This is a genomic window from Pseudomonas sp. CP-1, from assembly GCF_021213715.1.
GTDB lineage: Bacteria > Pseudomonadota > Gammaproteobacteria > Pseudomonadales > Pseudomonadaceae > Pseudomonas > Pseudomonas aeruginosa.
Genome location: NZ_JAJQKY010000002.1, coordinates 582,572 through 608,256, shown reverse-complemented (window position 1 = coordinate 608,256; position 25,685 = coordinate 582,572). Strand labels below are relative to the sequence as shown.

Sequence of the window (25,685 nt, the reverse complement as noted above, 5' to 3'; positions counted from 1 at the left end):
TCGGCTCAGGCGTAGCCGAGCACGGTGTCGCAGGCCGCCAGGATGTCCTCCACGGCGGGCATGTACAGCGCTTCCAGGCGGTACAGCGGCGGCGGGATATCGGCCGCGGCGACCCGCTGGATCGGCGCCCGCAGATCGAACAGGACGCGCTCGTAGAGGCTCGCGGCGATTTCCCCGCCGAGGCCGCCGCTCTTCGGCGCCTCATGGACGATCACGCAGCGACCGGTCTTGCGCACCGAAGCTTCGAGGGTGTCGAGGTCGAGCGGCTTGAGGCAGGCGACGTCGATCACTTCGGCCTCGATGCCGCGCTGCGCCAGGCGCTCGGCGGCCTGCAGGGTCTCGTGGACGCTGGCGCCCCAGCTGACCAGGGTCAGGTCGCCGCCTTCGCGAAGGGTGAAGCAACTGTCCAGCGGCAGGCGCCGGGCGTCGTCCGCCAGCGGCTGCGGGTTCATCCGGTAGAGCCGGGTCGGTTCGAGGAAGATCACCGGATCGGGATCGTCGATCGCCGCCAGGAGCAGGCCGTAGGCCCGCGCCGGCGACGACGGCACCAGCACACGGACGCCGGGGATGTGCGCGAACATCGCCTCGGTCGCCTCGCTGTGGTGCTCCGGTGCGCGGATTCCCGCGCCCATCGGCGTGCGCAGCACCAACGGGCAGGCCAGGCGGCCGCGGGTGCGATTGCGCAGGCGGCTGGCGTGGGACACCAGTTGCTCCATGGCGGCGTAGATGAAGCCCATGAACTGGATCTCCATCACCGGCTTCAGGCCCTGGGCGGCCATGCCGATGGACAGCCCGGCGATCATGTTCTCCGCCAGCGGCGTATCCAGCACCCGCTTGAAGCCGAAGCGCTCGCGCAGGCCGAGGGTGGCGCGAAACACCCCGCCGTTGACCCCGACGTCTTCGCCCAGCACCACCACCGCCTCGTCCTCAGCCATGGCCCGGTGCAGCGCCAGGTTGACCGCCTCCAGAAGGGCCAGGCGTTTCGCTTCGCCATTGCGCTCATTCATGTTCGGCCCCTCCCTGCCGCCGCGCGGCGCGCTCCAGCAATTGCTCGCGCTGCTCCTCCAGGACCGCCGGCCAGCGCGCGTAGACATGCTCGAACAGTGCCTGCGGCGCCTGCGCGGCGAACGTCTCGAAACGCTCCACCGCCTCCTGCACCCGCGCCTGGCACTCGCCCACCAGCGCCTGCTCGCGCTCCTCGTCCCACTGGCCGCGGCCGGCGAGGAAGGCGCGCAGGCGCTTGATCGGCTCCTCGCGCCAGGCCTGGTTGACCTCCTCGGCGGAACGGTAGCGGCTGGCGTCGTCGGCCGTGGTGTGGTCGCACAGGCGATAGCTGATGCACTCCAGCAGGGTCGGCCCCTTGCCCTGGCGCGCGCGCTCCAGGGCCGCGCGGACGCGTTCGGCGACCGCCAGCACGTCGTTGCCGTCCACCTGTTCGCCGGGGAAGCCAGCACCCACCGCCTTCTCCGCCAGGGTCGGCGCGCCGCACTGGATGCGCCGCGGCACCGAGATCGCCCACTGGTTGTTGTTGACCACGAAGAGCACCGGCAACTGCCAGGCGCCCGCCACGTTCAGCGCCTCGAGGAAATCGCCCTTGCTGGTGGCGCCGTCGCCGCAGGTGGTCACCGCCACCCGGTGCTCGCCGCGGATGCGGAACGCCGAGGCGACCCCGCAGGCATGCAGGGCCTGGGTGGCGATCGGCACGCAGATGGGAAAGTCCTGCGCCGCCAGCGGTTCGGCGTAGTCGCTGCCGCGCTCGTCGCCGCCCCAGTAGAGGAGGATGTCCTCCATGCGCACGCCGCGCATCAATTGCACGGCGGTATCGCGGTAATAGGGCACCAGCACGTCCTCGGCGCGCATCTGGCTGCCAATGGCCACGCCGATGGCTTCCTGGCCGAGGGTTGGCGCATAGGTGCCGATCCGTCCGGTACGCTGGAGGGCCACCGCCTTCTGGTCGAACAGGCGGGTCAGGAGCATCTGCCGGTAGAGGCCGACCAGCGCGTCGCTGTCGCCGGCCCAGGCGGGCAACTCGCCGAGGGGCCGACCGTCGCTGTCGAGGTAGCGGGTGAAAGGCGGGTCGATCCGGTTGTGAACCATCGCAAACCTCCTCCGCACGCCGGGTAGGCGTGCCGCTCAGGGTCGCGCCGCGGGTGGCGGCGTGCACGCGCGGCACCGCGGGGGTGGCCCGCACTGCCGCTGGCGAGGCCCGCTGGCGGCCTCGCCGGAAACGCCGGCCCGTCACTGCGGGCCGTAGAGAATCCGTTCCGCCAGACGGTCGGCGATCCGCGCCGGCGACTGGTGGTCGGCCTGGGCATGGGCATAGATCTCGGTGAGCCGCGCGGGAATCCGCGCCAGGTGCGCGGTGATGCTGTGCGGGTCGGCGCCGCGATGCTTGAGGGCGACGTAGATCAGGCCGCCGGAGTTGATCACGTAGTCCGGCGCATAGAGGATGCCGCGCGCCTCCAGCTCGTCGGCGACCTCCGGCCGCTCCAACTGGTTGTTCGCCGCCCCGGCCACCGCCGCGCAGCGCAACTGGCTGACGCTCTGGCTGGTGAGCACGCCGCCCAGGCCGCAGGGCGCGAGGATGTCGCATGGGGTGGAGAGCAATGCCTCCGGCGCCAGCGGATGGGCACCGAGCTGCTCGACGGCCAGTTGCACCCGGCCGGGATCGAGGTCGCAGACCAGCAGCTCGGCGCCGACCGCCGCCAGTTGCTCGGCCAATGCGTAGCCGACGTGGCCGAGCCCCTGCACCGCGACCCGCAGGCCTTCCAGGTCGTCGCTGCCGAGGCGCGCCTGGGCGCTGGCGCGAATCCCGGCGAACACGCCGAGGGCGGTATGCGGCGAGGGGTCGCCGGCCTGGGTGGTGCTGGTGACGTGGCGGGTCTGCTGGGCGATGCAGTCCATGTCGGCGCTGGAGGTACCGCTGTCCACCGCGGTGATGTAGCGTCCGCCGAGGCTTTCGATGAAGCGCCCGAAGGCCTCGAACAGCGCGCCGCGATTGTCCAGGTGCGGCGGGCGGATGATCACCGCCTTGCCGCCGCCCTGCTCCAGCCCGGCCAGGGCCGCCTTGTAGCTCATGCCCTGGGCCAGGCGGATGGCGTCGCCGATGGCGGCTTCGTCGTTGGGGTAAGGCAGGTAGCGACAACCACCCAGTGCCGGGCCGAGTCGCGTGCTGTGGATGGCGATAATGGCCTTGAGTCCCGTGGCCGGGTCTTGGGCGAGGTGGAGACCCTCGAGCCGGGCCGCGTCCATCATGTCGAACATGCTGGGGCTCCCCTGCTTGCTGCTTGTTGTCCGGGCCGGGCCGTTGCCGCCCGGCACCTTCAGTATAGGCAGGCGTCGGCGAAACGCCCGCAAGGCCGACGACCAGGCGGCGGCGCTCGCCGAGCCGGGTACTGGACGAAGCTTCGGCGGACGGTTACAACCTTGGGGTCCGCCCGCTCGAAACCGGCCCCGGCGTGCTCCGAACGGCCCGTCCGCAGCGATCCAGGCGCACCAGGAGGAAAGCCATGGACCCGCGTCAAGCCTGCCTCGATTGTCTCGCCCAGGAACCGCCAGCGCTGTTCGAGGCGGCCCTGTGGATCGCCGCGGAGCACCTCCCGGCGTATTCGCCCGCCCACGCCCTGCGCGAGCTCGACGAACTCGTCCGGCAGATCGGCGCGAGCCTGGACGACCGCGCCTCGGCCAGCGAGCGCGCCCAGGGGTTGCTGCGGCGAATGAGCGAACAGGGTTTCTGCGAGGACGACGACTTCCCCCTGCAACCGCGCTCGGCCCTGCTTCCGCTGGTGCTGCAGCGGCGCCAGGGACAGCCGTTGTCGCTGGCGCTGGTGGCCATGGAACTGGCGCGGCGGCTGGACATTCCGCTGGTCGGAGTGAACTTCCCGGGACGCTTCCTGCTGCGCGTGCCGCAGGCCGACCATCTGCTCGACCCGGCCACCGGACGGCGCCTCTATCCCACCGACTGCCGCGAACTGCTGCTGCGCCTGCAGGGGCCGAAGAGCGAGCTGCAAGCCGCCTACCTGAAGCAGGCCTCTCCCGGGGAAATCCTCCAGCGTCTGTCGCGCAACCTGCGACAACTGCACAGCGCCGCCGGCGAGCCGCTGGCCGCGCTGAAGGATGCCCAGCGGGTGATCGAACTCGGCCCGGTGGGCGCCGCCGACCACGAGGCCCGCGCCGGCCTCTATCGGCAACTGGATTGCCCGCAGGCGGAACGCTACGACCTGGAACGCGCGCTCTTGCTCAGCGACGATCCCACCGAGCAACTGCGCCTCGGCCAGCGCCTGGGCGAACTCGCCCCGCCGACCGGCCGCGCCCTGCACTGAGGCCGCTCAGGCGAGCAGGCCGAGGGCCTTGGCCCGCGCCACCGCCTGGGTCCGGCGGGCCACCCCGAGCTTGCCGTTGATCCGCCGGGCGTGGGTCTTCACCGTGTGCAGGGAAATGAACAGTTGCTCGCCGATCTCCTGGTTGGAGCAGCCCTGGGCGATCAGGCCGAGCACCGCCAGCTCCCGACAACTGAGCGGACTGAGCCCCTCCTCTTCTTCCCCCGGCAGGGCGGCGAACAGTTGCGGCTGGCGATCCCGCAGTCGCCGCTGCGGCAGTTGCAGGCCTAGCCGCTCCGCCAGCTCCAGGCCGCTGCGCAGGGTCTGCTGGGCCTGGGGCAATTGTCCGGAGAGGAACTGGCACTCGGCGATACCCATGCGCACTTCGCAGAGCAGCGTCTGCCGCCCCTGCGCCTCGAGAATGGCGAGCAGCCCGCGCAGCCGCGCTTCGGCGGCGGCTGCCTCGCCGCTGTAGAGTTCGGCCAGTGCCAATTGGTGCTCTACCCGCGCTTCCAGCTCCGGTTCGGAGGGCGGCGACAGGCGCGCCCGTCCCGGCTGGAAGTAGGCGCGGACCCGCAGCAGGATCTCCCGCGCCTGCGCCGGCCTTCCCTGCTGCAGGGTCAGGGCGGAGCTGACCAGCAGCAGCGCGCCGCGATACAGCGGATCGGGGACATGGCGCTGCTGCATCAGCCGCTCGACCTCCAGCAGGCGGTTGAACGCCGCGTCCAGGTCGCCCTGCCCGGCTTCCAGCAAGGCCAGTCCCAGGTAGCCGTAGAGCGCCCAGGGATCGAGATTCTCCCGTGCCTGCTCCAGCCCCAGCCGATACCAGTGCCCGGCCTCGACCTCGCGGCCCTGCTGCAGGCACAGGCGCGCGCGGCGCAGGGCGATCCGGCCGAGCATCGGGCTGCCCTGCTGGCCGAGGTCCTCCAGGTAGCGCTGGGCGCGATCGAGGACGCCTTCCGCGCGCAGCAGTTCGCCGCGCTGCTCCAGCCACTGCGCCCGCTCCAGTTCGATCAACGCCTCGAAGATCAGGCTGTCGTGCTCGCGCGCCAGGCGCAAGGCATCGCGGCCGATCAACCGCGCCTGGTCCATCCGCCCCTCGATCATCGCCAGTTGCATCAGCGCCGAGCGGCAGATCAGTCCCTGCGACCAGGCGTCCTCCGGCAGTTGCTCCAGCGCCTCGCGCAGGTAGTCGGCGGCGCCGCGCTCGCCGCGGCAGTGCAGGAGGATCCCGAACAAGCCCTGCCATTGCGCCAGCAGCACCCGCTGGCGGGACGCCGAGGGCATCGGCAGGAAGCGCGCCAACTGGCCGATGCAGTCCTCGGCTTCGGCCAGGCGTCCGGCGTAGAGCAGCGCCCAGGCATTCAGGATCACCAGGCGCGGCGTGCTGGCCAGCAGCGCCGCCGGCAGTTCGTCGCGCAGGGCCAGGACCATGCCGATGTTGTGGCCGTGCAGCAATTGCTCCTCGGTGAGCTTCTGCAACAATCCGGCGGCGGTTTCCGGTTCGTCGGCGGCCAGCGCCTGGTCGACCGCCTCGCGGGTCTCGCCGTGTTCGGCGAACCATTCGCAGGCTTCCCGGTGGAAGTCCCGCTGCGGGCGCTGCGGCGATTCGCGCCAGGCCTCGCGGATCGCCGGCGGCAGGCTGTAGCGCTGGTTCGTATCGGCCAGCAGGGGGAAGCCCCGCGCCAACAGGTCGTCCAGCCCGTGGGGCAGTTCCTCGAACAGCCGGCGGAACAGCTCCGGACCGACTTGCGGCAGCCAGGCCAGGGCACGCGCGGCGTCGGCCAGCGGCGGCGGCAGCTCGTCGAGCAACTCGTGCTGGAGGTATTCCTGCAACAACGGTCCGGCCGTCTCTTCGCCGACCAGCAGGCGCAAGCGCAACGCGGCGCACCAACCGCCGCTGCGTTCCAGCAGTGCCCCGGCCGTAGCGGCATCGGCGCTGCGCCCGTGCAGGCGGAGCAGTTCGGCGACCTCGTCGGCATCGAACGCCAGCAGGCCGCCGTCGACCTCCAGCAACTCCCCTTCCAGCAGCAACCGCGCCAGGTTGCACTGCGGCCGCCGCCGGCTCGCCAGCCACCAGCCCACCCGTGGCGAGGCCGCGCTCAACAGGCGATCGAGGCAGGCGTCGAGGGCGGGGTCGGGGTGCCGTGGGTAATCGTCGAGCAGCAGCCACAGCGCGGATGCGTTGCGCAGCCGCCGGCACAGCTGCGCTTCGTCGCTGTCCTCGGGCAAGCCGAGGGCGCCGGCCAGGCGGCGGCGGAAGGTCGCGGGGTCCAGCGCTTCCCCGCCCAGCGCCAGCCAGACCACCTGCACGCCAGGCGGCGCCCGCCGCGCGCATTCTCCGAGGAGGACGGTCTTGCCGCTGCCGGCGGGCGCGCAGAGCAGTCGCAGGCGGCATTCGCCGCGCAGCAGCGGCTGGTGCAAACGGGGCCGCGGCAGGTGCTGCGGCGGCAGCCGCGGCAAGGCGGCGGGCAGCTCGGTCGGCTCGGTCATGGCAGTGCTCTTGTTCTGTCGAAGCGCCTTGCCGGGAGCCTAGACCGCGCCTGCCCCGCTGCTGAACGATGATTGCGCCGGGTGATGGGCCGTCATAACGAACGAGCGCGTCGGCACAAGCCGCCACGCTCGTCGCGACTGGCCGGGACTCAGCGTACCCCTGCGTTGCGCAGGGCGGCCGGCGTGTAGTCGGCGGACGAGGCCTTGAAGCCGAACTCGTAGCCGCGCTTCTCCTCGTTGTTCATGCCCAGCGCCAGGTAGCGACCGGCTATCACGTCGTAGAGCGCCTCCAGGGTGTAGCCGGCGACCTTCTGGTCGTAGTGGTACTGCGCGTGGCCCTCGCCGACCCGCCAGAGCTGGCCGCGACCGTCGTAGTGGTCGACCAGGGCGATCTGCCAGCTGTCCTCGTCGATGTACATGTGGCGCTTGGCGTAGATGTGCCGCTCACCCGGCTTCACCGTGCCGACCACTTCCCACACCCGGTGCAGCTCGTAGCGGGTCAGGTCCTGGTTGATGTGCCCGGCCTTGATGATGTCGCCGTACTTCAGGGTCGGGTCGTTGAGCTTGTAGGCGTTGTAGGGGATGTACATCTCGCGCTTGCCGACCAGCTTCCAGTCGTAGCGGTCCGGGGCGCCGGAGAACATGTCGAAGTTATCCGAGGTGCGCAGGCCATCGGCGGCGGTGCCCGGGCCATCGTAGGCCACCTGCGGGGCGCGCCGCACGCGGCGCTGGCCGGCGTTGTAGACCCAGGCCAGGCGCGGCTCCTTGACCTGGTCGAGGGTCTCGTGGACCAGCAGCACGTTGCCCGCCAGGCGCGCCGGCGCGATCACCTGCTGCTTGAAGAAGGTGAGGATGTTGGCCGCCTTGCTCTGGTCGAGGTCGGGCATGTTCTGCGGGAACGCCACCGACTCCTCGAAGCGGATCGGCGTGAAGCTGCCGTTGGTCTGCGGGGTGGCCTGGACGATGATGCGCTTGAGGTTGCCGCCGCGGTAGCGGGTGATGTGGTTCCAGAGCACTTCGACGCCGTTCTTCGGGATCGGGAAGGCGTAGTAGCGGCTCTTCTCGAAATTCGACAGGCCGTTGCCGTCGTTGATCGGCTGCACGTTCAGCGCGCTCTGCTTGACCGCCTCGTCGATCTCGGCCGGCAGGGCCACCGTGCGATGGGTCTTGTACACCGGGATCCGGTAGGTCTCGGGGTAGCGCTTGAACATCGCCAACTGGCCGTCGGAGAGCTTGTCCTTGTATTGCTCGACGTTCTGCGCGGTGATGGTGAACAGCGGCTTCTCGTCGGCAAAGGGATCGGAAAGGAAGCCCTTGCCGTCGACCTTGCCGGCGCTGGCCGCAAGGCCGCCGGTCCAGGCCGGGATGCTGCCGTCGGCGTTGCCTTCCTTCTGCGCGCCGATGGGGGTCAGGCTGCTGCCGAGCTTGGCGGCCTCGTCGGGCGAAACCGCCGCCGTCACCGAACCGGCCAGCAGGCTGAGGGCCAGCGCCCCGGAGGACAGGAGTCGTGCTGTTTTCATGCGTCGTTATCCTTGTTCGTATCCGCGAAAGCGGCCGCCCCGAGGGGCGGCGGACCTCAGAAGTTCACCCCGAAGCTCACCGCGAGGAAGTCGCGGTCGTTGATCGGGTTGTAGTTGCCGCCGAAGAAGTCGGTGTAGCTGATGCTGGCGGTATAGGTGTTCTGGTAGTCGGCATCGAGGCCGACGCTGACGGCCTTGGCGCCCTCGCTGAAGTTCGGCCCGTAGCCCTCGACGTCGTGCGACCAGGCCAGGTTCGGCTTCAGGTTGACCCCGGCGAACACGTTGGGATATTCGAGGATCCCGCGCAGGCGGTAGCCCCACGAGTTGCGGGTGTAGAAACCGTGGCTGTTGCACTCCTGCGGGTTGGCCACGTTGAGCGCGCCGGTGCACAAGGCGTTGTTCGGCAGTTCGCCGATGCCGTAGATGGCGTCGCGGCCGTAGCGCAGGTCGTCGCCGTCGACCCCGCTGAGGTGGTTGTAGCCGACTTCGCCGACCACGGTCAGGCGGTCGGCCGCCAGTACCCGGTCGAAGAACTGGGTGACGGTCACCTGTGCCTGGGTCACCGGCTTGCGCACGTAGCCGTTGATCACCTCGCCGGCGCGCGGGGTGGCGAAGCCGCTGTCGTAGATCGGGTTACCGAACAGGGTGGTCGGGTAGATCGCGGCGATCGACATGTCGGTGCTGTTGATTTGTAGCGGCATGTTCGGCCGGTAGCTCAGCTCGCCGGCCACCGAGGTGCTGCCGATGTTGGTCTGGAAGCTCAGGCCGTAGAGGCGGATGTCCTCGGGATAGTCGATGAAGTAATAGCCGGTGGAGCGCCCGGTGACCGGGTCGGAGGTGGCCAGGCCGTTGCCGGCGATCACGCTGTAGTACGGGTTGCGACTGTGGTAGTTCATCGCGTACAGGCCGAACTCGGTGTCGTTCAGCTCCGCCGCGTACCAGCGCAGGGCCAGGCCCCACTGGCCGCTGTCGCGGGCATCGCGATCGCCGGCGCGCGGCAGGTAGCGGTAGCCGTTGGCCGGGTTCGGGTCGAAGTCGCTGCCGGCGTAGACCATCCGCTCGCAGCCATCGGCGACCACGTCGGTGGTGGAGAAGAAGGTACCGCAGTTGTCGATCACCGTCTGGTCCCACTCCAACTGGTAGAAGCCTTCGACGGTCAGCGCGTCGCTGATGCCCTGGGACAGGTAGAGCATGTTCACCGGGATCAGGCCTTCCTTGATCTCCGCGCCGGGCCGGCGGAACGCGGCGACGTCCATCGGGTTGATGCTGTTGATCGAGTTCTGGATGAACGTGCTCTCGCCCCAGCTCACCACCTGCTTGCCGACCCGCACGCTGCCGGGCAGGTCGCCGATGCTGTAGTTGTGGTAGAGGAAGGCATCGAGCAGCTGCGCCCCGGAGGACTTGGCGCCCTCCTTACGGTTGTGGTCGTCGATGTCGTAGAGCAGGCGGTGTTCGTCCTTCAGCTCGAAGTCGTACCAGTACTTGCCACGGAAGAACGCGCCGGTGTCGCCGTACTTGAGTTCGAGATCGTGGATGCCCTTGAAGATCTTCGAGAAGGTTTCGCCCTTCTTGAAGTTGAGCCGGCCGTCGTCGGAGGTCTGCGACGAGGCGTGGCCGCCGTTGCGGGTGCCGATGTAGTCCTTGTCGGCGGAACGCATGGACCAGCTGGCCCCCACCGACAGCGACGAGTCGAATTGCCCTTCGATCTCCCCGATGTTGAATGACACGGCCGAGGCCTGGGTGGCGCAACCCAGGGCTGTGGCCGCAGCGAGTGCGTGCAGAGGGAAGATTCCGCGCCTTTTTGTTGTTGTCATGCGGCTCTCCTGACAGGGTCGAGGTGGCTACACCCTACCCAGCGACCCGAACGGCGGTAAGCGCACCAAGGAGGTATTCCGGCTGTCGCCCGAAAGAGTGAACAGGGGCCCTGGAAAGCGCCTCGGCGAACGCCATATGCAGGATGGATACGCCGTCATCCAGTGCATGGATGACGGCGCGGCACTGTTCCGCCGGCGGCGGCGATGGCATCCTTCGCTGCATGCAGCCCGAACAGACCATTCCCGCCGACCGCGACCTCGCCGACGCCACCCGCGAGACGGTCATGCGCTACCACCTCAGCTGGAAACACCGCGACATCGACGCGGTGATGGCGCTCTATCATCCCGAGGTCGAATACAACGACTTCTTCCAGAACCGCCGGATGCGCCTGGCCGATCTTCGCGAGTACGTCGAGGCGACCATGCCCAAGGGCCCCGACGAGTCGCTGGAGCACACCGACCGTATCCGCTTCGACGGCGATACCGCCTTCATCCAGTACCGCCTGCGGGTGACCCTCAGCGGCCGCCTGGCTTCGTTCCGCGCCAGCGAGGCGATCACCGTGCGCGACGGCCTGATCTGGCGCATCAACGAATACGCCTCGCTGGTCCACGAAAGCGGCGGCGGAGCCCAGGCCGGCGGCGACGGCCGGCCGCCGGCCAGCCGCCTGGGGCTTTCGGCCAAGCAGCTGAGCCTGCTGGCGCGCGACCTGGAGCACTACTTCCAGCAGGCCCAGCCCTATCTCGATCCGGACCTGGACCTGACCCAGGTGGCCAATGCCACCGGCTATACGCGCAACCAGATTTCCTACCTGCTCAACCAAGTGCTCGGCCTGAGCTTCTACCAGTACGTCAACCAGACCCGCCTGCAACACCTGCTCGGCCAGCTTTCCGGCGAGCTGCCCGGACGGGTCGACGAACTGGCCTTCGCCGCCGGCTTCAATTCGCTGTCGGCCTTCTACCGCTGCTTCCGCCAGCACACCGGCCAGTCTCCGCGCGAATACCTGAAGCGCCTGTCGTCGCGCCGCTGAGATTTCCCAGCGGACCCGCGCGCACGACAGGCGCACGGCATCTTCCTACTCTCGCCGCATTCCCCCTTCCCTCTCGCTATGGAGCCCTCTATGTCGGCCTGGCGCCACCTCAGCCTGTGGATGAATCAACTGGACGATCCGCTCGAAGCGCGCCCGTCCCTGGAAGAATCCCTCGAGGTCGACGTGGCCATCGTCGGCGCCGGCTACACCGGCCTCTGGACCGCCTATTACCTGAAGCACCGGGCGCCGCAGTTGCGCGTCGCCATCGTCGAGGCGGAAACCGCCGGCTTCGGCGCCTCGGGGCGCAACGGCGGCTGGCTGATGGGCAACCTGCTCGGCGAGGACGGCCTGCTCGCCGGCTTGCCGCCGGAACGGCGCCGGGCCGGCTACGACCTGCTGCACGGGATTCCCGACGAGGTCGCGCGGGTGCTGCAAGAGGAAGGCATCGACTGCGACTACCGCAAGGGCGGCGTGCTCTACTGCGCGGCGCGCTACCCGGAACAGGAACGCCGCCTGCGCGCCTATCTGCATGATCTCTATGCCGAAGGCCTGGACGAAAGCGACTACCGCTGGCTGACGCCGCAGGAACTCGACCAGCAGTTGCGCATCCCCGGCAGCTACGGGGCGATCCATTCGCCGCACTGCGCCACCATCCAGCCGGCCAGGCTCGCGCGCGGCCTGGCCCGCGCGGTGGAGCGCCTGGGCGTGCGGCTGTTCGAGAAGAGCCGGGTGCTGCACTGGCAACGCGGCCTGCTGCGCACCGAGCGCGGCGAACTACGCGCCGAATGGATCGTGCCGGCGGTGGAAGGCTATGCCGCCAGCCTGCCGCCACTGGGCCACTACCAGTTGCCGGTGCAGAGTCTGCTGGTGGCCACCGAGCCGCTGCCGTCGTCGGTCTGGGCGGAGATCGGCCTGGAGCGCGGCCAGGCCTTCAGCGAATTCAGCCGCCAGGTCACCTACGGCCAGCGCACCGCCGACGACCGCCTGGCCTTCGGCGCGCGGGGCGGCTACCGCTTCGGCGGCAAGCTGCGCAACGACTTCAGCCTCGACGACGAGGAAGTCGGCCTGCGTCGCTACCTGTTCGGCGAACTCTTCCCGCTGCTCAAGGACGCCAGGATCAGCCACACCTGGGGCGGCAACCTCGGCATGGCCCGGCGCTTCCGCCCGCACATGCTGCTCGACCGCGCCAGTGGCATCGCCCTCTCCGGCGGCTACGGCGGCGAAGGGGTCGGCGCCAGCAACCTCGGCGGCCGCACCCTGGCCGCGCTGATCCTCGGCGAGGACAGCGAGCTGCTGCGGCAGCCCTGGGTGCTGGGCGAGCGTCCACTGGACAGCCTGGCCCGCTGGGAACCGGAACCCTGCCGCTGGCTCGGCTACAACGCGATCATCCGCAGTTTCGTCCATGAGGACCGGGTCCTTGCCGATCCGCACAGCGCGCCCTGGCGCCGCAGCCTGGCGCAAACCCTCGCGGCCGGCATGGAAAGCCTGATGCGCTGAGAATCCCCTCCACCTCCCACAGAGGAAAAACCGCATGGCCCTGACCCTTCTGAAAAATACCGCCGGCGCCGATCTTGGCGCCGCCAGCCCGGTCGCGGTGCCCCTTGGCGAGCCGGTCGCGCAGACCCGCGCCTACGCCGTGGAGCGCACCGACCAGGTGGAAACCGGCATCTGGGAATGCACCCCCGGACGCTGGCGGCGGCAGATCGTCGAGCAGGAGTTCTGCCACTTCCTGCAAGGCCGCTGCACCTTCACCCCGGACGGCGGCGAGACCATCCGCATCGAGGCCGGCGATGCCCTGCTGCTGCCGGAGAACAGTCTCGGCGTGTGGGATGTGCAGGAAACCGTGCGCAAGAGCTACGTGATCATCCACCGCTAGCCCACGCGGCGCGACGGCGTCACTCGAAGCGCCCGTGGCGCCCCTCGCCATCCTTGAAGCGCTGCGCGCCCTCCAGGGTCTCGCCGCTCTCGATCACCGCCAGCCCGCCCTGGAATTCGTTGGCCAGGGCCACGTCGAAGGACAGTTCCCACTGCGCGTATACGCTGGCGCGGTCGGCGAGCATGCAGGTCTGCGGGAAGGCGGCGAGTTCCGCCGCCAGCTCCTCGGCCTCGGCTCGCGCCGAACCGCTCGGCACCACCCGGTTGGCCAGGCCGATCTGCAACGCTTCGTCGGCCTTCACCGGACGCCCGGTGAGGATCAGGTCGAGCGCCCGGCCCTGCCCGACGATCCGCGGCAGGCGCACGCTGCCGCCATCGATCAGCGGCACCCCGAAACGCCGGCAGAACACTCCGCAGATGGCGTCCTCGGCCATCACCCGCAGGTCGGCGAGCAGCGCCAGCTCCAGCCCGCCGGCCACCGCATAGCCTTCGATGGCGGCGATCAGCGGCTTGCCGAGCTGCATGCGGCTCGGCCCCATCGGTCCGTCGCCCTCCGCCTCCAGGCGATTGCGCCGCTCGCCATCCTCGGCCACCGCCGCCAGGTCGGCGCCGGCGCAGAAATTGCCGCCGCTGCCGGTGAGTACCGCGACCCGCGCCGTATCGTCCGCTTCGAACTCGCGCAGGGCGTCGGCCAGGGCCTGGGCGGTCGGCCGGTCCACCGCATTGCGCCGCTCCGGGCGAGCGATGACCAGGGTGGTGACCGGGCCGTTGCGTTCGACGATGACACTCATGACAGACTCCCTGCGGAAAAAGCGAAAAAAGACACCGGCCGGATGGCAGAAGACCGGCGTCAGCCGGTCTTCACCTTAGTCCTTTTCCCGCGGCCGCGCCGCATCCGCCGGGCGTCTCAGAGCGCGTGCTTCTGCAGGTTGGCCATCATTTCACGGAGCGCCTCGACGTTGTCCGCCGGGTGCGCGGCGTTCTCGAAGTCGCAGATCTGCTGCCAGTGCGCGGCCACGTCCTCGGCATCGAAGCCGGCCTTCGGATCGAAGCCGAAGCCCAGGCTGCGCTCCCAGCGCACCTTGCCGATCCAGCCACCGCCGACCTCATAGAGCCCCGAGGTATCCTCGCAGGCCGAGCTGCCGAGGTAGACCACCAGCGGGCTGACCAGCTCCGGCTTGAGCTGCTCGAAGACCTGCGGCGGGATCAGCCCCTCGGTCATCCGCGTACCGCCGGTGGGGGCGATGGCGTTGACCAGGATATTGTTCTTGCGCCCTTCCAGGGCCAGGGTGCGGGTCAGGCCGTAGAGGCCGAGCTTGGCCATGCCGTAGTTGCTCTGGCCGAAGTTGCCGTAGATGCCCGAGGTCGAGGAGGTGAACACCACCCGCCCGTAGGCCTGCTCGCGCAAGTGCGGCCAGGCGGCGCGAGTGACCTTGTAGGCGCCTTCGACATGCACCTGGTAGACCAGGTCCCAGTCGGCGTCCTCCATCTTGTGGAAGGTCTTGTCACGCAGGATGCCGGCATTGTTGACCACCACGTCGACGCGGCCGAAGGCGTCCAGCGCGTTCTCCACGATCCTGCCGCCGTCCGTGACCGAGTCGTGGTTGGCCACCGCGGTGCCGCCGGCGGCTCGGATTTCCGCCACCACCTTGTCCGCCGCCGAGGCACTGGCGCCTTCGCCATGGGTGCTGCCGCCGAGGTCGTTGACCACCACCCTGGCGCCATGCTTCGCGAACAGCAGGGCGTGGGCGCGGCCAAGGCCGCCGCCGGCTCCGGTGACGATCACGACTTGGTCGTCGAAACGCAGGGCATCGCTCATGTTCGGGACTCCAGGGCAGTAGGAAGGATTGCCCGAGTGTCGGCCAGCCCGCCGGCGGGGACAAGGCTTCGCGCCGCCATGAATGGCGCCCGATAAGGCAGCGGGATGTTCCGCTTCAGTCGAACGGAATGTACAGCCGGCCACGCGGGCCGAGCTTGAACAGCCACCAGTCGTAGTTGTGCCGGACCACCACCAGCAGCAGGCTGCCGAGCAACGCGAGGCCGGCGCCGACGGCGTACCAGCGACTGCCTTCCTGCCAGCACAGGTAGCCGAGCCCGAGCGCCAGCAGCAGGCCGAGTTCGGCGAGGACCATCCCGGACTGGCGGATGAACGGCTGCGCCTGCACCATCTGGCGGAACAACCAGGAGCCCTCGTCGAACACGCGCAAGGGAGAAACGGGATCGTGCATGGAGACCTCCATGGGTGACGAAACGCCTCGTCCAGCGAGGCGCCAGCACCCTAGCCCCGATCCTTGCGCGATGGCACTTGCTGCAATCTCAAACTCGCTTAAGAAAACTCTGAATCATCCAGTCGGGCGCGAAACGCCAGGTAATGTTCGAGCACCGCCGCCGGCGCTTCGATCTGCGGATAATGGCCGATGCCATCGAGCAGCACGCAGTCGGCATCGGCGACCAGTTGCCGGTAGCGCTCGACCATGTGCGCCCCGGAGATCGGGTCGACGGCTCCGTCGATCACCCGCAACGGCACCCCGCCGTGCTGCAACGCCGCCACCCAGCGCTCACGCTGCTCGCGGCGGTCGACGATGTAGCGGATCAGGCGATGCATCACCCGCTGCCCCTGGTTGCTTTCGATCAGGCTCCAGAAGGCATCCAGCTCGGTCTCGCCGGGCTGGCTGCGCGGGCCGAAGACCTTGGCGAAGTTGCGCGCCAGGGCGCGGCGGTCGAACAGCCGGCCGAACAGCCCGCCCAACGGGCTCAGCAACAGCTTCTGGCTGAGCACCGGGCGGTGCGTTTCCGGGAACAGTCCACCATTGAGGAACACGCAGGAGGCGAGCCGCAGCCGGCCTTCGTGATGGCGGGCGAGCAGTTCCTGGGCGACGCTGTCGCCGTAGTCGTGGGCCAGCACGTGCAGCGGCTCGTCGACTCCCAGGTGGCCGAGCAGCGCCTGTTGCAGGTCGGCCTGCTCCAGCAGGCTGTAGCGATGGGCGCGCGGCTTGGCCGAATCGCCGAAGCCGAGCAGGTCGCAGACCAGCACGCGGTAGCGCTGCGCCAGCGGCTCCCAGAGGTAGTGCCAGTCCCAGGCGGCGCTGGGAAAACCGTGGATCAGCAGCAACGGCCGCCCCTGCCCGGCTTCCCAGTAGCGGATCGGGAAGCCCTTGAAATCCAGAGTGCGGCCGCGCCTCCGCCAGGCCTCCAGGGGAATGCCGGGCAGCGCCGCGGTCACTGGCGGTAGCCCGGGTTCTGCTGGTCGAGCTTGCGCAGGAGCGCCGGCCAGGCGAGCTGGCCGCCCATGCCGGTCTTGCTGCGCATCACCCCGGCGATCATGTCGCGCGCGCCGGCGAGGATCTGCCCCGGGATGTGGATCAGCTCGGCGCCGCCGCTCTGCGCCATCACCTGTACCTCGCAGGCGCGTTGCAGGGTGAACATCATGAGGAAGGTATCGGCGATGGAACCGCCGCAGGTGAGCAGGCCGTGGTTGGGCAGGATCAGGAAGTTGCTGGTCCCCAGGTCGGCCTGCAGCCGGGCCTTTTCCTCATGGTTCAGGGCGACGCCCTCGTAGGCGTGGTAGGACAGGCTGGAGAGCACGAACAACGATTGCTGCGACAGCGGCAACAGGCCCTGCTTCTGGCAGGACACCGCGATCCCCGCGGCGGTATGGGTGTGCAGCACGCATTCGACGTCATGGCGGACCTCGTGCACCGCGCTGTGGATGGTGTAGCCGGCCGGGTTGATCTCGTAGGGGCTGTCCATCAGCTTCTTGCCGCTGGCGTCCACCTTCACCAGGCTGGAGGCGGTGATCTCGTGGAACATCAGGCCGAACGGGTTGATCAGGAAGTCCTCGGTGCCCGGCACCTTGGCCGAGATGTGGGTGAAGATCAGGTCGTCCCAACCGTGCAGGGCGACCAGCCGGTAGCAGGCAGCGAGATCGACGCGGGTCTGCCATTCGGCGGCGGAGACCTGGGCTTGCACATCGGCGGGCAGGGAGTGAACGGCGGTCACGGCGGCATCCTCTTTTGTCGTTATCGGATGCCCGCAGTCTAGCCCCGCCCTCCTCCGGCGACTGTCGCCGGGCTTACACTCGCGCGCCGGCTGAATGGCGGAGGATTCAGCCGGCCTATGCGCGCAGGCTACAGGCAGTGGGCGACCAGGGGCGCGACCAGCAGGTTGAACAGCCCGGTGAGAACCATCAGCAGACCGGCCGCCGAACCTTCCTCGCCGCCGAACTCGTAGGCCCGACTGGTGCCGGCGCCGTGCGCGCCGACGCCGAACAGCGCGCCGCGGGCCAGCGGCGTGCGCAAGCGCAGGACACGCAGCAGGGTTCCGCCGATCACCGCGCCGAACACCCCGGTGATCATCACGAAGGCGGCGGTCAGTTCCGGCACGCCACCCAGGTCGTGGGACATCTCCATGGCGAACGGCGTGGTGATCGAGCGCGGCAGCAACGACAGCGTGACCTGGCCGTCCAGCGCCAGGGCCTGGGCCAGCGCCCAGGAGCTGCCGATGGCCACTGCGGTGCCGGCGAACATCCCGGCCAGCAGCGCCGGCCAGTGGCGCATCAGCAGCTCGCGCTGCTGCCAGATCGGGATGGCGAAGGCCACCGTCGCCGGACCGAGCAGCGCCACCAGCCAATTGGTGTCGCGGGCGTAGTCGGCGTAGCGGGTATGGGTGGGAATCGCCAGGGCATAGAGCAGCACCGGGACGAACACGATGGGCGACAGCCAGTACCACTTCACCCGGCGGTACAGCTGGCGGCTCAGCAGGTAGCCGCCGACGGTCGCCGCCAACCAGAACAGGGCTTGCTTATCGAGACTCATGGCGCGCCCTCCAGCGGCACATCCACTCCACCGACACCGCGGTGACCAGCATCACCAGCAGGGTGCTGAGCATGATCACCAGGAGGATGCGCCAGCCCTCGCTGCGTAGCAGCGCGCCGTAGTCGAGCAGGCTCATCAGCGCCGGGATGAAGAACAGCAACATCTCCGCCAGCAACAGGCCGGCGCCGGCCTGCAGCCAGGCCGGACGCAGCAGGCCGCTGGCGAACAGCAGCAACAGCGCCGCCAGGCCGACCACCCCGCCCGGCAGCGGCAGGCCGATGGCCTTCGCCAGCCAGCCGCCGGCCCACCAGAAGGCGATGAGTACCGCCAGTTCGGCGGCAAGGCGGGACAGACGGCGGACGAGCGGGGGCAACATGGGAAGGGCCTTGGCTGGGAAATCGGGGATGGAGAAAGGATAAGGCCCGGCCTATCATCCCCAAAGCGAATTGTCCGCATGAGAGCCATTCCAGAATGGAATTCCGTCAACTCCGCAGCTTCGTCGAAGTGGTCCGCCAGGGCAGCTTCACCCAGGCGGCGCAGGTCCGCCACGCCAGCCAGTCGACCATCAGCAAGCAGGTCGCCCAACTGGAGCAGAGCCTCGGCGTGCAGGTATTGGAACGCAACGGGCCGCACGTGCGCCTGACCGACGCCGGCGCCGTGGTGTTTCGCCGCGCCGAGGAGATGCTGCGGCTGCGCCGCGACCTGCTCAGCGAACTGGACGATCTCAGCCAGCTCAACCGCGGCGAACTGCGCCTGGGCCTGCCGTTGCTCGGCGCCGACGCGCTGTTCGCCCAACGCTTCGCCGAATACCGGCGGCGCTATCCGAACATCGCCGTGCACCTGGTGGAAGGCGGCAGCAAGACCATGGAGCAGGCGGTGCTGGCCGGCGAGCTGGAACTGGCCGGCAGCCTCACCCCGACGGACGACGGCTTCGACTACCAGCCGTTCTGCAACGAACCGCTGGACGTGCTGCTGCCGGCCGGGCATCCCAAGGCCGCTGCCGCAAGCGTCGCCCTCGGCGAACTGGCGGACAGCCCGTTCCTGCTCTACCAGCAGAGCTTCACCCTCAACGACCGCCTGCTGCGCGCCTGCCTGGAGGCCGGCTTCAGCCCGCGCGAAGGCGGCCGCAGCGGCCAGGCCGACTTCCTCGGCGCGTTGGTGGCGGCCAACCAGGGGGTGGTGCTGCTACCACGGGCGATCGCTCGCGAGATCGAACGCCCGGGAGTGGTGCGGGTCCTGCTCAGGGAGCCGGACCTGCGCTGGGACATCGCCTTCATCTGGCGCCGTGGCGGCTACCTGTCGCGGGCGGCGCAGGCCTGGCTGGAGCTGCTGCGCGAGCGGCCGCTGGAGGAAAGCCCGGCGTAGGACGAATAACCACCAGCTCGGCAGAGGCTACGGCGGATAACGCCTGGAGGCNGCTCAGGGAGCCGGACCTGCGCTGGGACATCGCCTTCATCTGGCGCCGTGGCGGCTACCTGTCGCGGGCGGCGCAGGCCTGGCTGGAGCTGCTGCGCGAGCGGCCGCTGGAGGAAAGCCCGGCGTAGGACGAATAACCACCAGCTCGGCAGAGGCTACGGCGGATAACGCCTGGAGGCGTTATTCGCCCTACCGCTTGCTCCCTCCCCGTGTAGGGCGAATAACCGCTACGCGGTTATCCGCCACCTCGGCAGACGTTTCGGCGGATAACGCCCGGGGCGGTTATTCGCCCTACCGCTTGCTCCCTCCCCGTGTAGGGCGAATAACCGCTACGCGGTTATCCGCCACCTCGGCAGACGTGTCGGCGGATAACGCCCGGGGCGGTTATTCGCCCTACCGCTTGCTCCCTCCCCGTGTAGGGCGAATAACCGCCACGCGGTTATCCGCCGCCTCGGCGGGGTACGCCCGGGATCAGCCCTTGAGGGCGGCGGCGAACTCGGCCAGCCAAGGCTCGGCGTCGGTCTCGGGGGTAACGGTTTCGCTGGCATCCAGGCGCAGCATCGGCAGCACTTCGCGCACGCCCAGTTCGCCGAACAGTTCGCGAACCTGCTCGCCGCCACCGCAGAACGTGTCGCCGTAGCTCGAATCGCCCAGGCCGATGACCCCACCCGGCAGGCCGTGCCAGGCCGGCAGTTGGTCGCGGATCGCGTAGTACAGCGGTTGCAGGTTGTCCGGCAGTTCGCCCATGCCGGTGGTCGACGTCACCACCAGGAATGCCTCGGGGGCGAAGGCCTTGAGTTCGTCGAGGCTGGCGCGGGGCAGATGGGAGGCCTCGAGGCCGGCCGCGGACAGCAATTTCTGGGCGTGCCGGGCGACTTCTTCGGCGGTGCCGTAGACCGAGCCGGAGAGAATGGCGACTTTCATGAACACTCCGTAAGCCAACAGGGGTAAGCCGGGCATTATGCCGCATGCGCTCGCCGATCGGGGCGCACCGAATCAATGCAGACAAGCCGCAAAAGCACCATTTCGGTGCGCGCCCTGTCATCGGGATGTCATCGCGCTGCCGTAGACACGGCAGCGAACCTTCGCCACCACGGCGGGAACGATCCTTGCCTGTCCTCCGACGCAGCCCACCACCCCCGGCGCTGCGCCGTTGTCCGAGGGCGCCCACGAAGCGCGCTCAACCGTTCCAGGAGATACACGATGTCTACCGCTCCCGTTACCCTGCTGGTGGCCCGCCGCGTCGCCGCCGGCCGTTACCGCGACTTCCTCGCCTGGCAGCGCGAAGGCGAAGCCCTCGCCGCCGACTTCCCCGGCTACCTCGGCTCCGGGGCGCTGGCGCCGCCCGCCGGCGGAGACGAATTCCAGATGATCTTTCGCTTCGCCGACGACGCCACCCTCGCCGCCTGGGCCCACTCCGCCTCGCGCCAGGCCTGGCTCGAACGCGGCCAGGGACTCTTCGACGAACCGCGCGAGCACCGCGCCCACGGACTCGCCGCCTGGTTCGACGACAACCGCAAACCGCCGCGCTGGAAGCAGAGCGTGGCGATCTGGCTGGCGTTCTTCCCGGTCTCGCTGGCCTTCAACCTCGGCGCCGGCCCCTACCTCGGCGAGCTGTCGCTGGCCGCGCGGGTGCTGCTCAGCACGCTGGTCCTCACCCCGTTGATGACCTACTGGTTCATCCCTCTCTCCAGCCGTCTGCTCGCCCCCTGGCTGCACCGCCGCCCGCAGCGCGCCGCCAGCCTGCCGGAAGCGCACTGACGGCTTGCCGCCCACCCCGGCGGGGTGGGCCGTAGCGCAAGGCTTTGCCCGACTGGCTCAGTCGGGTACCCTGCATCCATCCGATTCCCTTCGCCTGCTGTGAGAGCCCCATGGCGACAGCCCCGATCCTGATCACCGGCGCCAGCCAGCGTGTCGGCCTGCATTGCGCCCGCCGCCTGCTGGCCGACGGCGAGTCGGTGATCGTCAGCTACCGCAGCGAACGCCCGGCGCTGGACGAACTGCGCCAGGCCGGCGCGCTGACCCTGCACGCCGACTTCGCCAGCGAGGCCGGCATCTTCGCCTTCATCGGGTCCCTCCGGCAGCATACCGACAGCCTGCGAGCGATCGTCCACAACGCCTCGGACTGGGTCGCCGAGACGCCCGGCCACGAAGCCGAGGCGTTCCAGCAACTGTTCAGCGTGCACATGCTCGCGCCCTACCTGATCAACCTGCACTGCGCCGAGCTGCTGGAACGCTCGCAGCCCGCCGACATCGTCCACCTCACCGACGACGTGGCGCGCAAGGGCAGCGCCCGGCGCATCGCCTACTGCGCGAGCAAGGCCGGGCTGGACAACCTGACCCTGTCGTTCGCCGCGCGCTTCGCGCCGAGGATCAAGGTCAACGCCATTTCACCGGCGCTGGTGATGTTCAACGACGGGGACGACGCCGAATACCGCGCCCGCACCCTGGCGAAATCCGCCCTCGGCATCGAGCCGGGGCCGGAAGTCATCTACCAGAGCCTTCGCTACCTGTTGGACAACCCCTACGTCACCGGGACCACCCTGACCGTGAACGGCGGCCGCCACGTCAAGTGAGGCGCCAAGGACCCCTTATGAACCCAGCACTTTCCCAGCATTACCGGGAGATCCTCGTCGGTCTCGGCGAAGACCCGCAGCGCGAAGGCCTGCTCGACACCCCGAAGCGCGCGGCCAAGGCCATGCAGTACCTCTGCCACGGCTATGGCCAGACCCTGGAGGAAATCGTCAACGGCGCGCTGTTCGCCTCGGACAACGATGAAATGGTCATCGTCCGCGACATCGAGCTGTACTCCCTGTGCGAACACCACCTCCTGCCCTTCATCGGCAAGGCTCATGTGGCGTACATTCCCACCGGCAAGGTGCTCGGCCTGTCGAAGGTGGCGCGGATCGTCGACATGTTCGCCCGCCGCCTGCAGATCCAGGAGAACCTCACCCGGCAGATCGCCGAGGCGGTCCGCCAGGTGACCAGCGCCGCCGGCGTGGCGGTAGTGATCGAGGCCCAGCACATGTGCATGATGATGCGCGGGGTGGAGAAGCAGAACTCGCAGATGTTCACCTCGGTGATGCTCGGCGCGTTCCGCGACTCGAACACCACCCGCCAGGAATTTCTGCAATTGATCGGAAGGAGCAAGTGACATGCCGCGACTGGAACCGGGAATGGCGCGAATCCGCGTCAAGGACCTGCGCCTGCGCACCTTCATCGGGATCAAGGAGGAGGAAATCCTCAACAAGCAGGACGTGCTGATCAACCTGACCATCCTCTACCCGGCCGCGGACGCCGTGGAGGTCAACGACATCGAGCACGCGCTGAACTACCGCACCATCACCAAGGCGATCATCCGCCACGTCGAGGAGAACCGCTTCGCCCTGCTCGAACGGATGACCCAGGAAATCCTCGACCTGGTGATGGAGAACCCGGCGGTGCGCTACGCCGAGGTGGAAGTGGACAAGCCGCACGCGCTGCGCTTCGCCGAGTCAGTCTCGATCACCCTCGCCGGCCACCGCTGAGGCGGCCGACGAGCGAACCGCGCGAAGACGCGCACAAGCGTTGCCCGCCGGCCGCGCCAACTCTTATCATCGCCGGACCTGGCCCTGTGCCTTCACCCTGCCCCGAGCCATCGTCGAGAAACACCGCCATGACCGCAGCCAACCTCACCGAACAGCAACGCCTGGAACTCGAAGCCGCCGCCTTCCGCACCCTGGTCCATCATTTGCAGACCCGCAAGGACGTGCAGAACATCGACCTGATGAACCTCGCCGGTTTCTGCCGCAACTGCCTGTCCAAGTGGTACAAGGCCGCCGCCGACGACCTCGGGGTGGAAGTCAGCAATGACCAGGCCCGCGAAGAGATCTACGGCATGCCCTATGCCGAGTGGAAAGCCAAGTACCAGAAAGAAGCGAGCCCGGAACAACAGGCCGCCTTCGCCAAGAGCCAGGGCAACGCCTGAGGCCACCGGGCCCCTTGCCAACCCTGCCCCAGACACCATGAGCCTGTTTCGATGACCCTGACCGACTTCCGCGCGCGTCTGCGCAGCGAACACCACCTGTTCACCGACACCCTGGCGTTCATCGCCGAGCACTACAGCTACACGCCGAGCGCCTTCGACAACGGCAGCGTGAGCAACCCGGCCGGGCAGAACGAAGGTTCCTGCAAGACCCTGGGCTTCGCCATCCTCGAAGGCCTCAGCCTCGAGGAAACCCTGCTGGCCTTCGGCGAGCACTACCGTGCGGTGCGCGACAACCCGGAAGGCGACGACCACGCCAACATCCGCGCCCTGCAACAGACCGGCCTGGCCGGCGTGCATTTCGAGCGCCAGCCCCTGTCGCGCCGGGGCTGAGAAGTCCCGGTCGCCCCCACGGCGGATAACCGCGAGCGGTTATTCGCCCTACCGACCGCTCCATAGCGACCCACGCCAGCCGTCGCCACCGGCCGGCCTTGCCGATACGCGACGAAAAAAGGCGGGGCCCCATCGGGGTCCCCGCCCTTCTCGCCGCCGCAAGCGCGGCGCAGCCAGCGTCACAGCTTGGCGATGGATACCTCGGTGGACTTGACGAAGGCGATCACTTCGCTACCGATGGCCAGCTCCAGTTCCTTCACCGAACGCGTGGTGATCACCGAAGTGACGATCCCGGCGGCGGTCTGCACGTCGATCTCGGAGAGCACCGGCCCTTCGATGATTTCCTTCACGGTGCCCTTGAACTGGTTACGAACGTTGATGGCTTTGATGGTCATGGCGTTTCTCCTGGGGGGATTCGGAACGAGGCATGGTTGCTTAGAGCGCCCAGCGCAGTTGCGTGGGCAGGGGTGAAACGGGTTCGGGTTGCGGCGGCAGCTCCGGCTGCGCCAGCACCCGGTTGAGCACTTCGGCTTCCAGCGCGGCCAGTCGCGCCGAGCCACGCGAGCGCGGCCGGGGCAGTTCCACCGGCAGGTCGAGGCCGATCTCGCCGTCCTCGATGAGGATCACCCGGTCGGCCACCGCCACCGCCTCGCTGACGTCGTGGGTGACCAGCAGGACGGTGAAACCGTGTTCGCGCCAGAGTCCTTCGATCAGTTGCTGCATCTCGATCCGGGTCAGCGCATCGAGCGCGCCGAGCGGCTCGTCGAGCAACAGCAGGCGCGGCTCGTGGATCAGCGCGCGAGCCAGCGCGACGCGTTGCTTCTGCCCGCCGGACAGGGCCGCCGGCCACTCGTTGGCACGCTCGGCCAGGCCGACCGCCCGCAGCGCCTGCCGGGCCTTCGCCCGCCAGTCGCCGCGCAGGCCGAGGCCGACGTTGTCGATCACCCGCTTCCACGGCAGCAGGCGCGAGTCCTGGAACATCAGCCGGGTGTCCTCGCGGGCCTCGGCCAGCGCCGCCGAGCCGGCCAGCAACTCGCCGCGGCTGGGCTGGTCGAGGCCGGCCAGCAGGCGCAGCAAGGTGCTCTTGCCGCAGCCGCTGCGGCCAACGATAGCGACGAACTGCCCGGCCGGAACCAGCAGGTCGATGTCCTTGAGCACCTCGCGCTCGCCGAAGCGCCGCGCCACTCCGCGCAGGGCCAGCGGGATACCGCGCTTGAGGCGCTGCGGAGTGCCGCCAAGGGCGGCGTTGTGGGCATTCATGCGCCACCTCCCTTGACCTGGTAGGCCGGGTGCCAGCGTAGCCAGACGCGTTCCAGACCGCGGGCGGCGAGGTCGGCGAGCTTGCCGAGGACGGCATAGAGCAGGATCGCCAGGACCACCACGTCGGTCTGCAGGAACTCGCGGGCGTTCATCGCCAGGTAACCGATGCCGGAGCTGGCGGAAATGGTCTCGGCGACGATCAGGGTCAACCACATGAAGCCGAGGGCGAAGCGCACCCCGACCAGGATCGACGGCAGCGCGCCGGGCAGGATCACCTGGCGGAACAGGGCGAAGCCGGACAACCCGTAGCTGCGCGCCATCTCCAGCAGGCCGGGGTCGATGCCGCGGATGCCGTGGTAGGTGTTCAGGTAGATCGGGAACAGCGTGCCGAGGGCGACCAGGAAGATCTTCGCCGACTCGTCGATGCCGAACCACAGGATCACCAGCGGGATCAGCGCCAGGTGCGGCACGTTGCGGATCATCTGCACCGAACTGTCGAGGAAGCGTTCGCCCCACTTCGACAGGCCGGTGACGAAGCCCAGCACCAGGCCGATGGCGCCGCCGATGAGAAAGCCGATCGCCGCGCGCCAGCCGCTGATCGCCAGGTGCTGCCAGATCTCGCCGCTGCGCAGCAGCGTCCAGCCGGCCTCGAGTACGGCGCTGGGCGCGGGGAGGATGCGGCTGGACAGCCAGCCGAACTCCACCGCCGCCTGCCACACCGCCAGCAGGACCAGCGGCAGCGCCCAGGGCGCCAGGCGCTCGGCCAGTCGTTTGGAAATGCTCATGTCG

Annotated in this window: 28 protein-coding genes and 1 pseudogene; 12 read left to right on the top strand and 17 right to left on the bottom strand. The window is 68.9% G+C overall.

The window, feature by feature from the left end; translation table 11 throughout:
• Positions 1-5: 5 nt before the first annotated feature.
• The 3 genes from LT948_RS06655 to LT948_RS06645 form a co-directional block, all read right to left on the bottom strand.
• Positions 6-1,007: an alpha-ketoacid dehydrogenase subunit beta gene (locus LT948_RS06655; protein ID WP_003091856.1), complete on the bottom strand. Its 1,002-nt coding sequence runs from the start codon at positions 1,005-1,007 to the stop codon at positions 6-8.
• Positions 1,000-2,097, bottom strand: a complete 1,098-nt coding sequence (gene pdhA, locus LT948_RS06650) for a pyruvate dehydrogenase (acetyl-transferring) E1 component subunit alpha (RefSeq protein WP_003106978.1) — start codon at positions 2,095-2,097, stop codon at positions 1,000-1,002. The genes LT948_RS06655 and pdhA overlap by 8 nt, the downstream gene beginning before the upstream one ends.
• A 141-nt stretch (positions 2,098-2,238) precedes the next feature.
• On the bottom strand, positions 2,239-3,264 hold the full coding sequence (locus LT948_RS06645; RefSeq protein WP_003091859.1) for a Leu/Phe/Val dehydrogenase: 1,026 nt from the start codon (positions 3,262-3,264) through the stop codon (positions 2,239-2,241).
• Positions 3,265-3,509: 245 nt separating this feature from the next.
• Here LT948_RS06645 and LT948_RS06640 point away from each other — a divergent pair, with 245 nt between their 5' ends.
• Positions 3,510-4,322 carry a SirB1 family protein gene (locus LT948_RS06640; protein WP_003091860.1) on the top strand — a complete coding sequence of 271 codons (813 nt, stop codon included), beginning with the start codon at positions 3,510-3,512 and terminating at the stop codon, positions 4,320-4,322.
• Between the two features lie 6 nt (positions 4,323-4,328).
• Here LT948_RS06640 and LT948_RS06635 read toward each other — a convergent pair whose 3' ends face one another.
• The 3 genes from LT948_RS06635 to LT948_RS06625 form a co-directional block, all read right to left on the bottom strand.
• Positions 4,329-6,812 (bottom strand): LuxR C-terminal-related transcriptional regulator, encoded by a 2,484-nt coding sequence (locus LT948_RS06635; RefSeq protein WP_073656909.1) that lies wholly within the window; start codon positions 6,810-6,812, stop codon positions 4,329-4,331.
• A gap of 149 nt (positions 6,813-6,961) precedes the next feature.
• Positions 6,962-8,332 carry a DUF1329 domain-containing protein gene (locus tag LT948_RS06630; protein ID WP_103119308.1) on the bottom strand — a complete coding sequence of 457 codons (1,371 nt, stop codon included), beginning with the start codon at positions 8,330-8,332 and terminating at the stop codon, positions 6,962-6,964.
• Between the two features lie 56 nt (positions 8,333-8,388).
• A complete protein-coding gene (locus LT948_RS06625) occupies positions 8,389-10,146 on the bottom strand; it encodes a DUF1302 domain-containing protein (RefSeq protein WP_003102337.1) in 1,758 nt (585 codons plus the stop codon).
• Positions 10,147-10,430: 284 nt separating this feature from the next.
• Here LT948_RS06625 and LT948_RS06620 point away from each other — a divergent pair, with 284 nt between their 5' ends.
• From LT948_RS06620 to LT948_RS06610, 3 genes are all read left to right on the top strand, one after another.
• Entirely contained in the window at positions 10,431-11,174 is a 744-nt protein-coding gene (locus tag LT948_RS06620; RefSeq protein ID WP_003119583.1) for an AraC family transcriptional regulator, read from the top strand.
• Positions 11,175-11,264: 90 nt separating this feature from the next.
• Positions 11,265-12,671 (top strand): NAD(P)/FAD-dependent oxidoreductase, encoded by a 1,407-nt coding sequence (locus LT948_RS06615; RefSeq protein WP_073656910.1) that lies wholly within the window; start codon positions 11,265-11,267, stop codon positions 12,669-12,671.
• Positions 12,672-12,705: 34 nt separating this feature from the next.
• Complete coding sequence (locus tag LT948_RS06610; RefSeq protein WP_003091873.1) at positions 12,706-13,050, top strand: cupin domain-containing protein; 345 nt, start codon at positions 12,706-12,708, stop codon at positions 13,048-13,050.
• 19 nt (positions 13,051-13,069) lie between these two features.
• On the opposite strand, the gene LT948_RS06605 is transcribed toward LT948_RS06610, so the two are convergent.
• From LT948_RS06605 to LT948_RS06575, 7 genes are all read right to left on the bottom strand, one after another.
• Positions 13,070-13,840 (bottom strand): crotonase/enoyl-CoA hydratase family protein, encoded by a 771-nt coding sequence (locus LT948_RS06605; RefSeq protein ID WP_003091874.1) that lies wholly within the window; start codon positions 13,838-13,840, stop codon positions 13,070-13,072.
• A 116-nt stretch (positions 13,841-13,956) separates the two neighbouring features.
• The gene (locus LT948_RS06600) at positions 13,957-14,868 is read right to left on the bottom strand and encodes an SDR family oxidoreductase (protein ID WP_003111019.1); all 912 of its coding nucleotides are present in this window, start codon (positions 14,866-14,868) and stop codon (positions 13,957-13,959) included.
• A 115-nt stretch (positions 14,869-14,983) separates the two neighbouring features.
• Entirely contained in the window at positions 14,984-15,277 is a 294-nt protein-coding gene (locus tag LT948_RS06595) for a hypothetical protein (RefSeq protein WP_003111018.1), read from the bottom strand.
• A gap of 98 nt (positions 15,278-15,375) precedes the next feature.
• Positions 15,376-16,272: an alpha/beta fold hydrolase gene (locus tag LT948_RS06590; protein WP_019484490.1), complete on the bottom strand. Its 897-nt coding sequence runs from the start codon at positions 16,270-16,272 to the stop codon at positions 15,376-15,378.
• A complete protein-coding gene (locus LT948_RS06585; protein WP_003091880.1) occupies positions 16,269-17,048 on the bottom strand; it encodes a class II aldolase/adducin family protein in 780 nt (259 codons plus the stop codon). The genes LT948_RS06590 and LT948_RS06585 overlap by 4 nt, the downstream gene beginning before the upstream one ends.
• A 128-nt stretch (positions 17,049-17,176) precedes the next feature.
• Positions 17,177-17,863, bottom strand: a complete 687-nt coding sequence (locus LT948_RS06580) for an LrgB family protein (RefSeq protein WP_003102323.1) — start codon at positions 17,861-17,863, stop codon at positions 17,177-17,179.
• A complete protein-coding gene (locus tag LT948_RS06575) occupies positions 17,850-18,239 on the bottom strand; it encodes a CidA/LrgA family protein (protein WP_003091885.1) in 390 nt (129 codons plus the stop codon). Before LT948_RS06575 ends, LT948_RS06580 begins: the two co-directional genes overlap by 14 nt.
• 95 nt (positions 18,240-18,334) lie before the next feature.
• Here LT948_RS06575 and LT948_RS06570 point away from each other — a divergent pair, with 95 nt between their 5' ends.
• Both LT948_RS06570 and LT948_RS06565 read left to right on the top strand, forming a co-directional pair.
• Positions 18,335-19,228 (top strand): LysR family transcriptional regulator, encoded by an 894-nt coding sequence (locus LT948_RS06570; protein WP_073656911.1) that lies wholly within the window; start codon positions 18,335-18,337, stop codon positions 19,226-19,228.
• A gap of 53 nt (positions 19,229-19,281) precedes the next feature.
• Positions 19,282-19,407, top strand: a pseudogene (locus LT948_RS06565) (LysR family transcriptional regulator); the annotation flags it as partial.
• Positions 19,408-19,750: 343 nt separating this feature from the next.
• Here LT948_RS06565 and LT948_RS06560 read toward each other — a convergent pair.
• Positions 19,751-20,203: a flavodoxin gene (locus LT948_RS06560; RefSeq protein WP_003102319.1), complete on the bottom strand. Its 453-nt coding sequence runs from the start codon at positions 20,201-20,203 to the stop codon at positions 19,751-19,753.
• Positions 20,204-20,482: 279 nt separating this feature from the next.
• On the opposite strand from LT948_RS06560, the gene LT948_RS06555 reads away from it, so the two are divergent.
• The 6 genes from LT948_RS06555 to LT948_RS06530 all read left to right on the top strand — a co-directional run bounded on the left by LT948_RS06555 (position 20,483) and on the right by LT948_RS06530 (position 23,636).
• Positions 20,483-21,040, top strand: a complete 558-nt coding sequence (locus LT948_RS06555; RefSeq protein WP_003111015.1) for a hypothetical protein — start codon at positions 20,483-20,485, stop codon at positions 21,038-21,040.
• Between the two features lie 110 nt (positions 21,041-21,150).
• Positions 21,151-21,855 (top strand): dihydromonapterin reductase, encoded by a 705-nt coding sequence (gene folM, locus LT948_RS06550; protein ID WP_009313635.1) that lies wholly within the window; start codon positions 21,151-21,153, stop codon positions 21,853-21,855.
• A 17-nt stretch (positions 21,856-21,872) separates the two neighbouring features.
• The gene (gene folE, locus LT948_RS06545; protein WP_003091896.1) at positions 21,873-22,433 is read left to right on the top strand and encodes a GTP cyclohydrolase I FolE; all 561 of its coding nucleotides are present in this window, start codon (positions 21,873-21,875) and stop codon (positions 22,431-22,433) included.
• A 1-nt stretch (position 22,434) separates the two neighbouring features.
• Positions 22,435-22,806, top strand: a complete 372-nt coding sequence (gene folX / locus LT948_RS06540) for a dihydroneopterin triphosphate 2'-epimerase (RefSeq protein WP_003091897.1) — start codon at positions 22,435-22,437, stop codon at positions 22,804-22,806.
• Positions 22,807-22,934: 128 nt separating this feature from the next.
• Positions 22,935-23,246 carry a DUF1244 domain-containing protein gene (locus LT948_RS06535; protein WP_003091898.1) on the top strand — a complete coding sequence of 104 codons (312 nt, stop codon included), beginning with the start codon at positions 22,935-22,937 and terminating at the stop codon, positions 23,244-23,246.
• Between the two features lie 51 nt (positions 23,247-23,297).
• Complete coding sequence (locus LT948_RS06530) at positions 23,298-23,636, top strand: HopJ type III effector protein (RefSeq protein ID WP_003091899.1); 339 nt, start codon at positions 23,298-23,300, stop codon at positions 23,634-23,636.
• Between the two features lie 179 nt (positions 23,637-23,815).
• Here the strand turns inward: LT948_RS06530 and LT948_RS06525 are convergent, their stop codons facing one another.
• The 3 genes from LT948_RS06525 to ssuC are packed head-to-tail and all read right to left on the bottom strand — an operon-like array spanning position 23,816 to position 25,681.
• Entirely contained in the window at positions 23,816-24,031 is a 216-nt protein-coding gene (locus tag LT948_RS06525) for a TOBE domain-containing protein (protein ID WP_003091900.1), read from the bottom strand.
• 40 nt (positions 24,032-24,071) lie between these two features.
• Positions 24,072-24,896: an aliphatic sulfonates ABC transporter ATP-binding protein gene (ssuB, locus tag LT948_RS06520; RefSeq protein WP_003117544.1), complete on the bottom strand. Its 825-nt coding sequence runs from the start codon at positions 24,894-24,896 to the stop codon at positions 24,072-24,074.
• Positions 24,893-25,681: an aliphatic sulfonate ABC transporter permease SsuC gene (ssuC, locus tag LT948_RS06515; protein ID WP_003117543.1), complete on the bottom strand. Its 789-nt coding sequence runs from the start codon at positions 25,679-25,681 to the stop codon at positions 24,893-24,895. Before ssuC ends, ssuB begins: the two co-directional genes overlap by 4 nt.
• Between the last annotated feature and the right edge of the window lie 4 nt (positions 25,682-25,685).

Excerpts from the sequence above, each read along its gene's own strand:
- LT948_RS06655 (WP_003091856.1), bottom strand. The coding sequence starts at position 1,007 with ATGAATGAGCGCAATGGCGAAGCGAAACGCCTGGCCCTTCTGGAGGCG.
- pdhA (WP_003106978.1), bottom strand. The coding sequence starts at position 2,097 with ATGGTTCACAACCGGATCGACCCGCCTTTCACCCGCTACCTCGACAGC.
- LT948_RS06645 (WP_003091859.1), bottom strand. The coding sequence starts at position 3,264 with ATGTTCGACATGATGGACGCGGCCCGGCTCGAGGGTCTCCACCTCGCC.
- LT948_RS06640 (WP_003091860.1), top strand. The coding sequence starts at position 3,510 with ATGGACCCGCGTCAAGCCTGCCTCGATTGTCTCGCCCAGGAACCGCCA.
- LT948_RS06635 (WP_073656909.1), bottom strand. The coding sequence starts at position 6,812 with ATGACCGAGCCGACCGAGCTGCCCGCCGCCTTGCCGCGGCTGCCGCCG.
- LT948_RS06630 (WP_103119308.1), bottom strand. The coding sequence starts at position 8,332 with ATGAAAACAGCACGACTCCTGTCCTCCGGGGCGCTGGCCCTCAGCCTG.
- LT948_RS06625 (WP_003102337.1), bottom strand. The coding sequence starts at position 10,146 with ATGACAACAACAAAAAGGCGCGGAATCTTCCCTCTGCACGCACTCGCT.
- LT948_RS06620 (WP_003119583.1), top strand. The coding sequence starts at position 10,431 with ATGCGCTACCACCTCAGCTGGAAACACCGCGACATCGACGCGGTGATG.
- LT948_RS06615 (WP_073656910.1), top strand. The coding sequence starts at position 11,265 with ATGTCGGCCTGGCGCCACCTCAGCCTGTGGATGAATCAACTGGACGAT.
- LT948_RS06610 (WP_003091873.1), top strand. The coding sequence starts at position 12,706 with ATGGCCCTGACCCTTCTGAAAAATACCGCCGGCGCCGATCTTGGCGCC.
- LT948_RS06605 (WP_003091874.1), bottom strand. The coding sequence starts at position 13,840 with ATGAGTGTCATCGTCGAACGCAACGGCCCGGTCACCACCCTGGTCATC.
- LT948_RS06600 (WP_003111019.1), bottom strand. The coding sequence starts at position 14,868 with ATGAGCGATGCCCTGCGTTTCGACGACCAAGTCGTGATCGTCACCGGA.
- LT948_RS06595 (WP_003111018.1), bottom strand. The coding sequence starts at position 15,277 with ATGCACGATCCCGTTTCTCCCTTGCGCGTGTTCGACGAGGGCTCCTGG.
- LT948_RS06580 (WP_003102323.1), bottom strand. The coding sequence starts at position 17,863 with ATGAGTCTCGATAAGCAAGCCCTGTTCTGGTTGGCGGCGACCGTCGGC.
- LT948_RS06575 (WP_003091885.1), bottom strand. The coding sequence starts at position 18,239 with ATGTTGCCCCCGCTCGTCCGCCGTCTGTCCCGCCTTGCCGCCGAACTG.
- LT948_RS06570 (WP_073656911.1), top strand. The coding sequence starts at position 18,335 with ATGGAATTCCGTCAACTCCGCAGCTTCGTCGAAGTGGTCCGCCAGGGC.
- LT948_RS06560 (WP_003102319.1), bottom strand. The coding sequence starts at position 20,203 with ATGAAAGTCGCCATTCTCTCCGGCTCGGTCTACGGCACCGCCGAAGAA.
- LT948_RS06555 (WP_003111015.1), top strand. The coding sequence starts at position 20,483 with ATGTCTACCGCTCCCGTTACCCTGCTGGTGGCCCGCCGCGTCGCCGCC.
- folM (WP_009313635.1), top strand. The coding sequence starts at position 21,151 with ATGGCGACAGCCCCGATCCTGATCACCGGCGCCAGCCAGCGTGTCGGC.
- folE (WP_003091896.1), top strand. The coding sequence starts at position 21,873 with ATGAACCCAGCACTTTCCCAGCATTACCGGGAGATCCTCGTCGGTCTC.
- folX (WP_003091897.1), top strand. The coding sequence starts at position 22,435 with ATGCCGCGACTGGAACCGGGAATGGCGCGAATCCGCGTCAAGGACCTG.
- LT948_RS06535 (WP_003091898.1), top strand. The coding sequence starts at position 22,935 with ATGACCGCAGCCAACCTCACCGAACAGCAACGCCTGGAACTCGAAGCC.
- LT948_RS06530 (WP_003091899.1), top strand. The coding sequence starts at position 23,298 with ATGACCCTGACCGACTTCCGCGCGCGTCTGCGCAGCGAACACCACCTG.
- LT948_RS06525 (WP_003091900.1), bottom strand. The coding sequence starts at position 24,031 with ATGACCATCAAAGCCATCAACGTTCGTAACCAGTTCAAGGGCACCGTG.
- ssuB (WP_003117544.1), bottom strand. The coding sequence starts at position 24,896 with ATGAATGCCCACAACGCCGCCCTTGGCGGCACTCCGCAGCGCCTCAAG.
- ssuC (WP_003117543.1), bottom strand. The coding sequence starts at position 25,681 with ATGAGCATTTCCAAACGACTGGCCGAGCGCCTGGCGCCCTGGGCGCTG.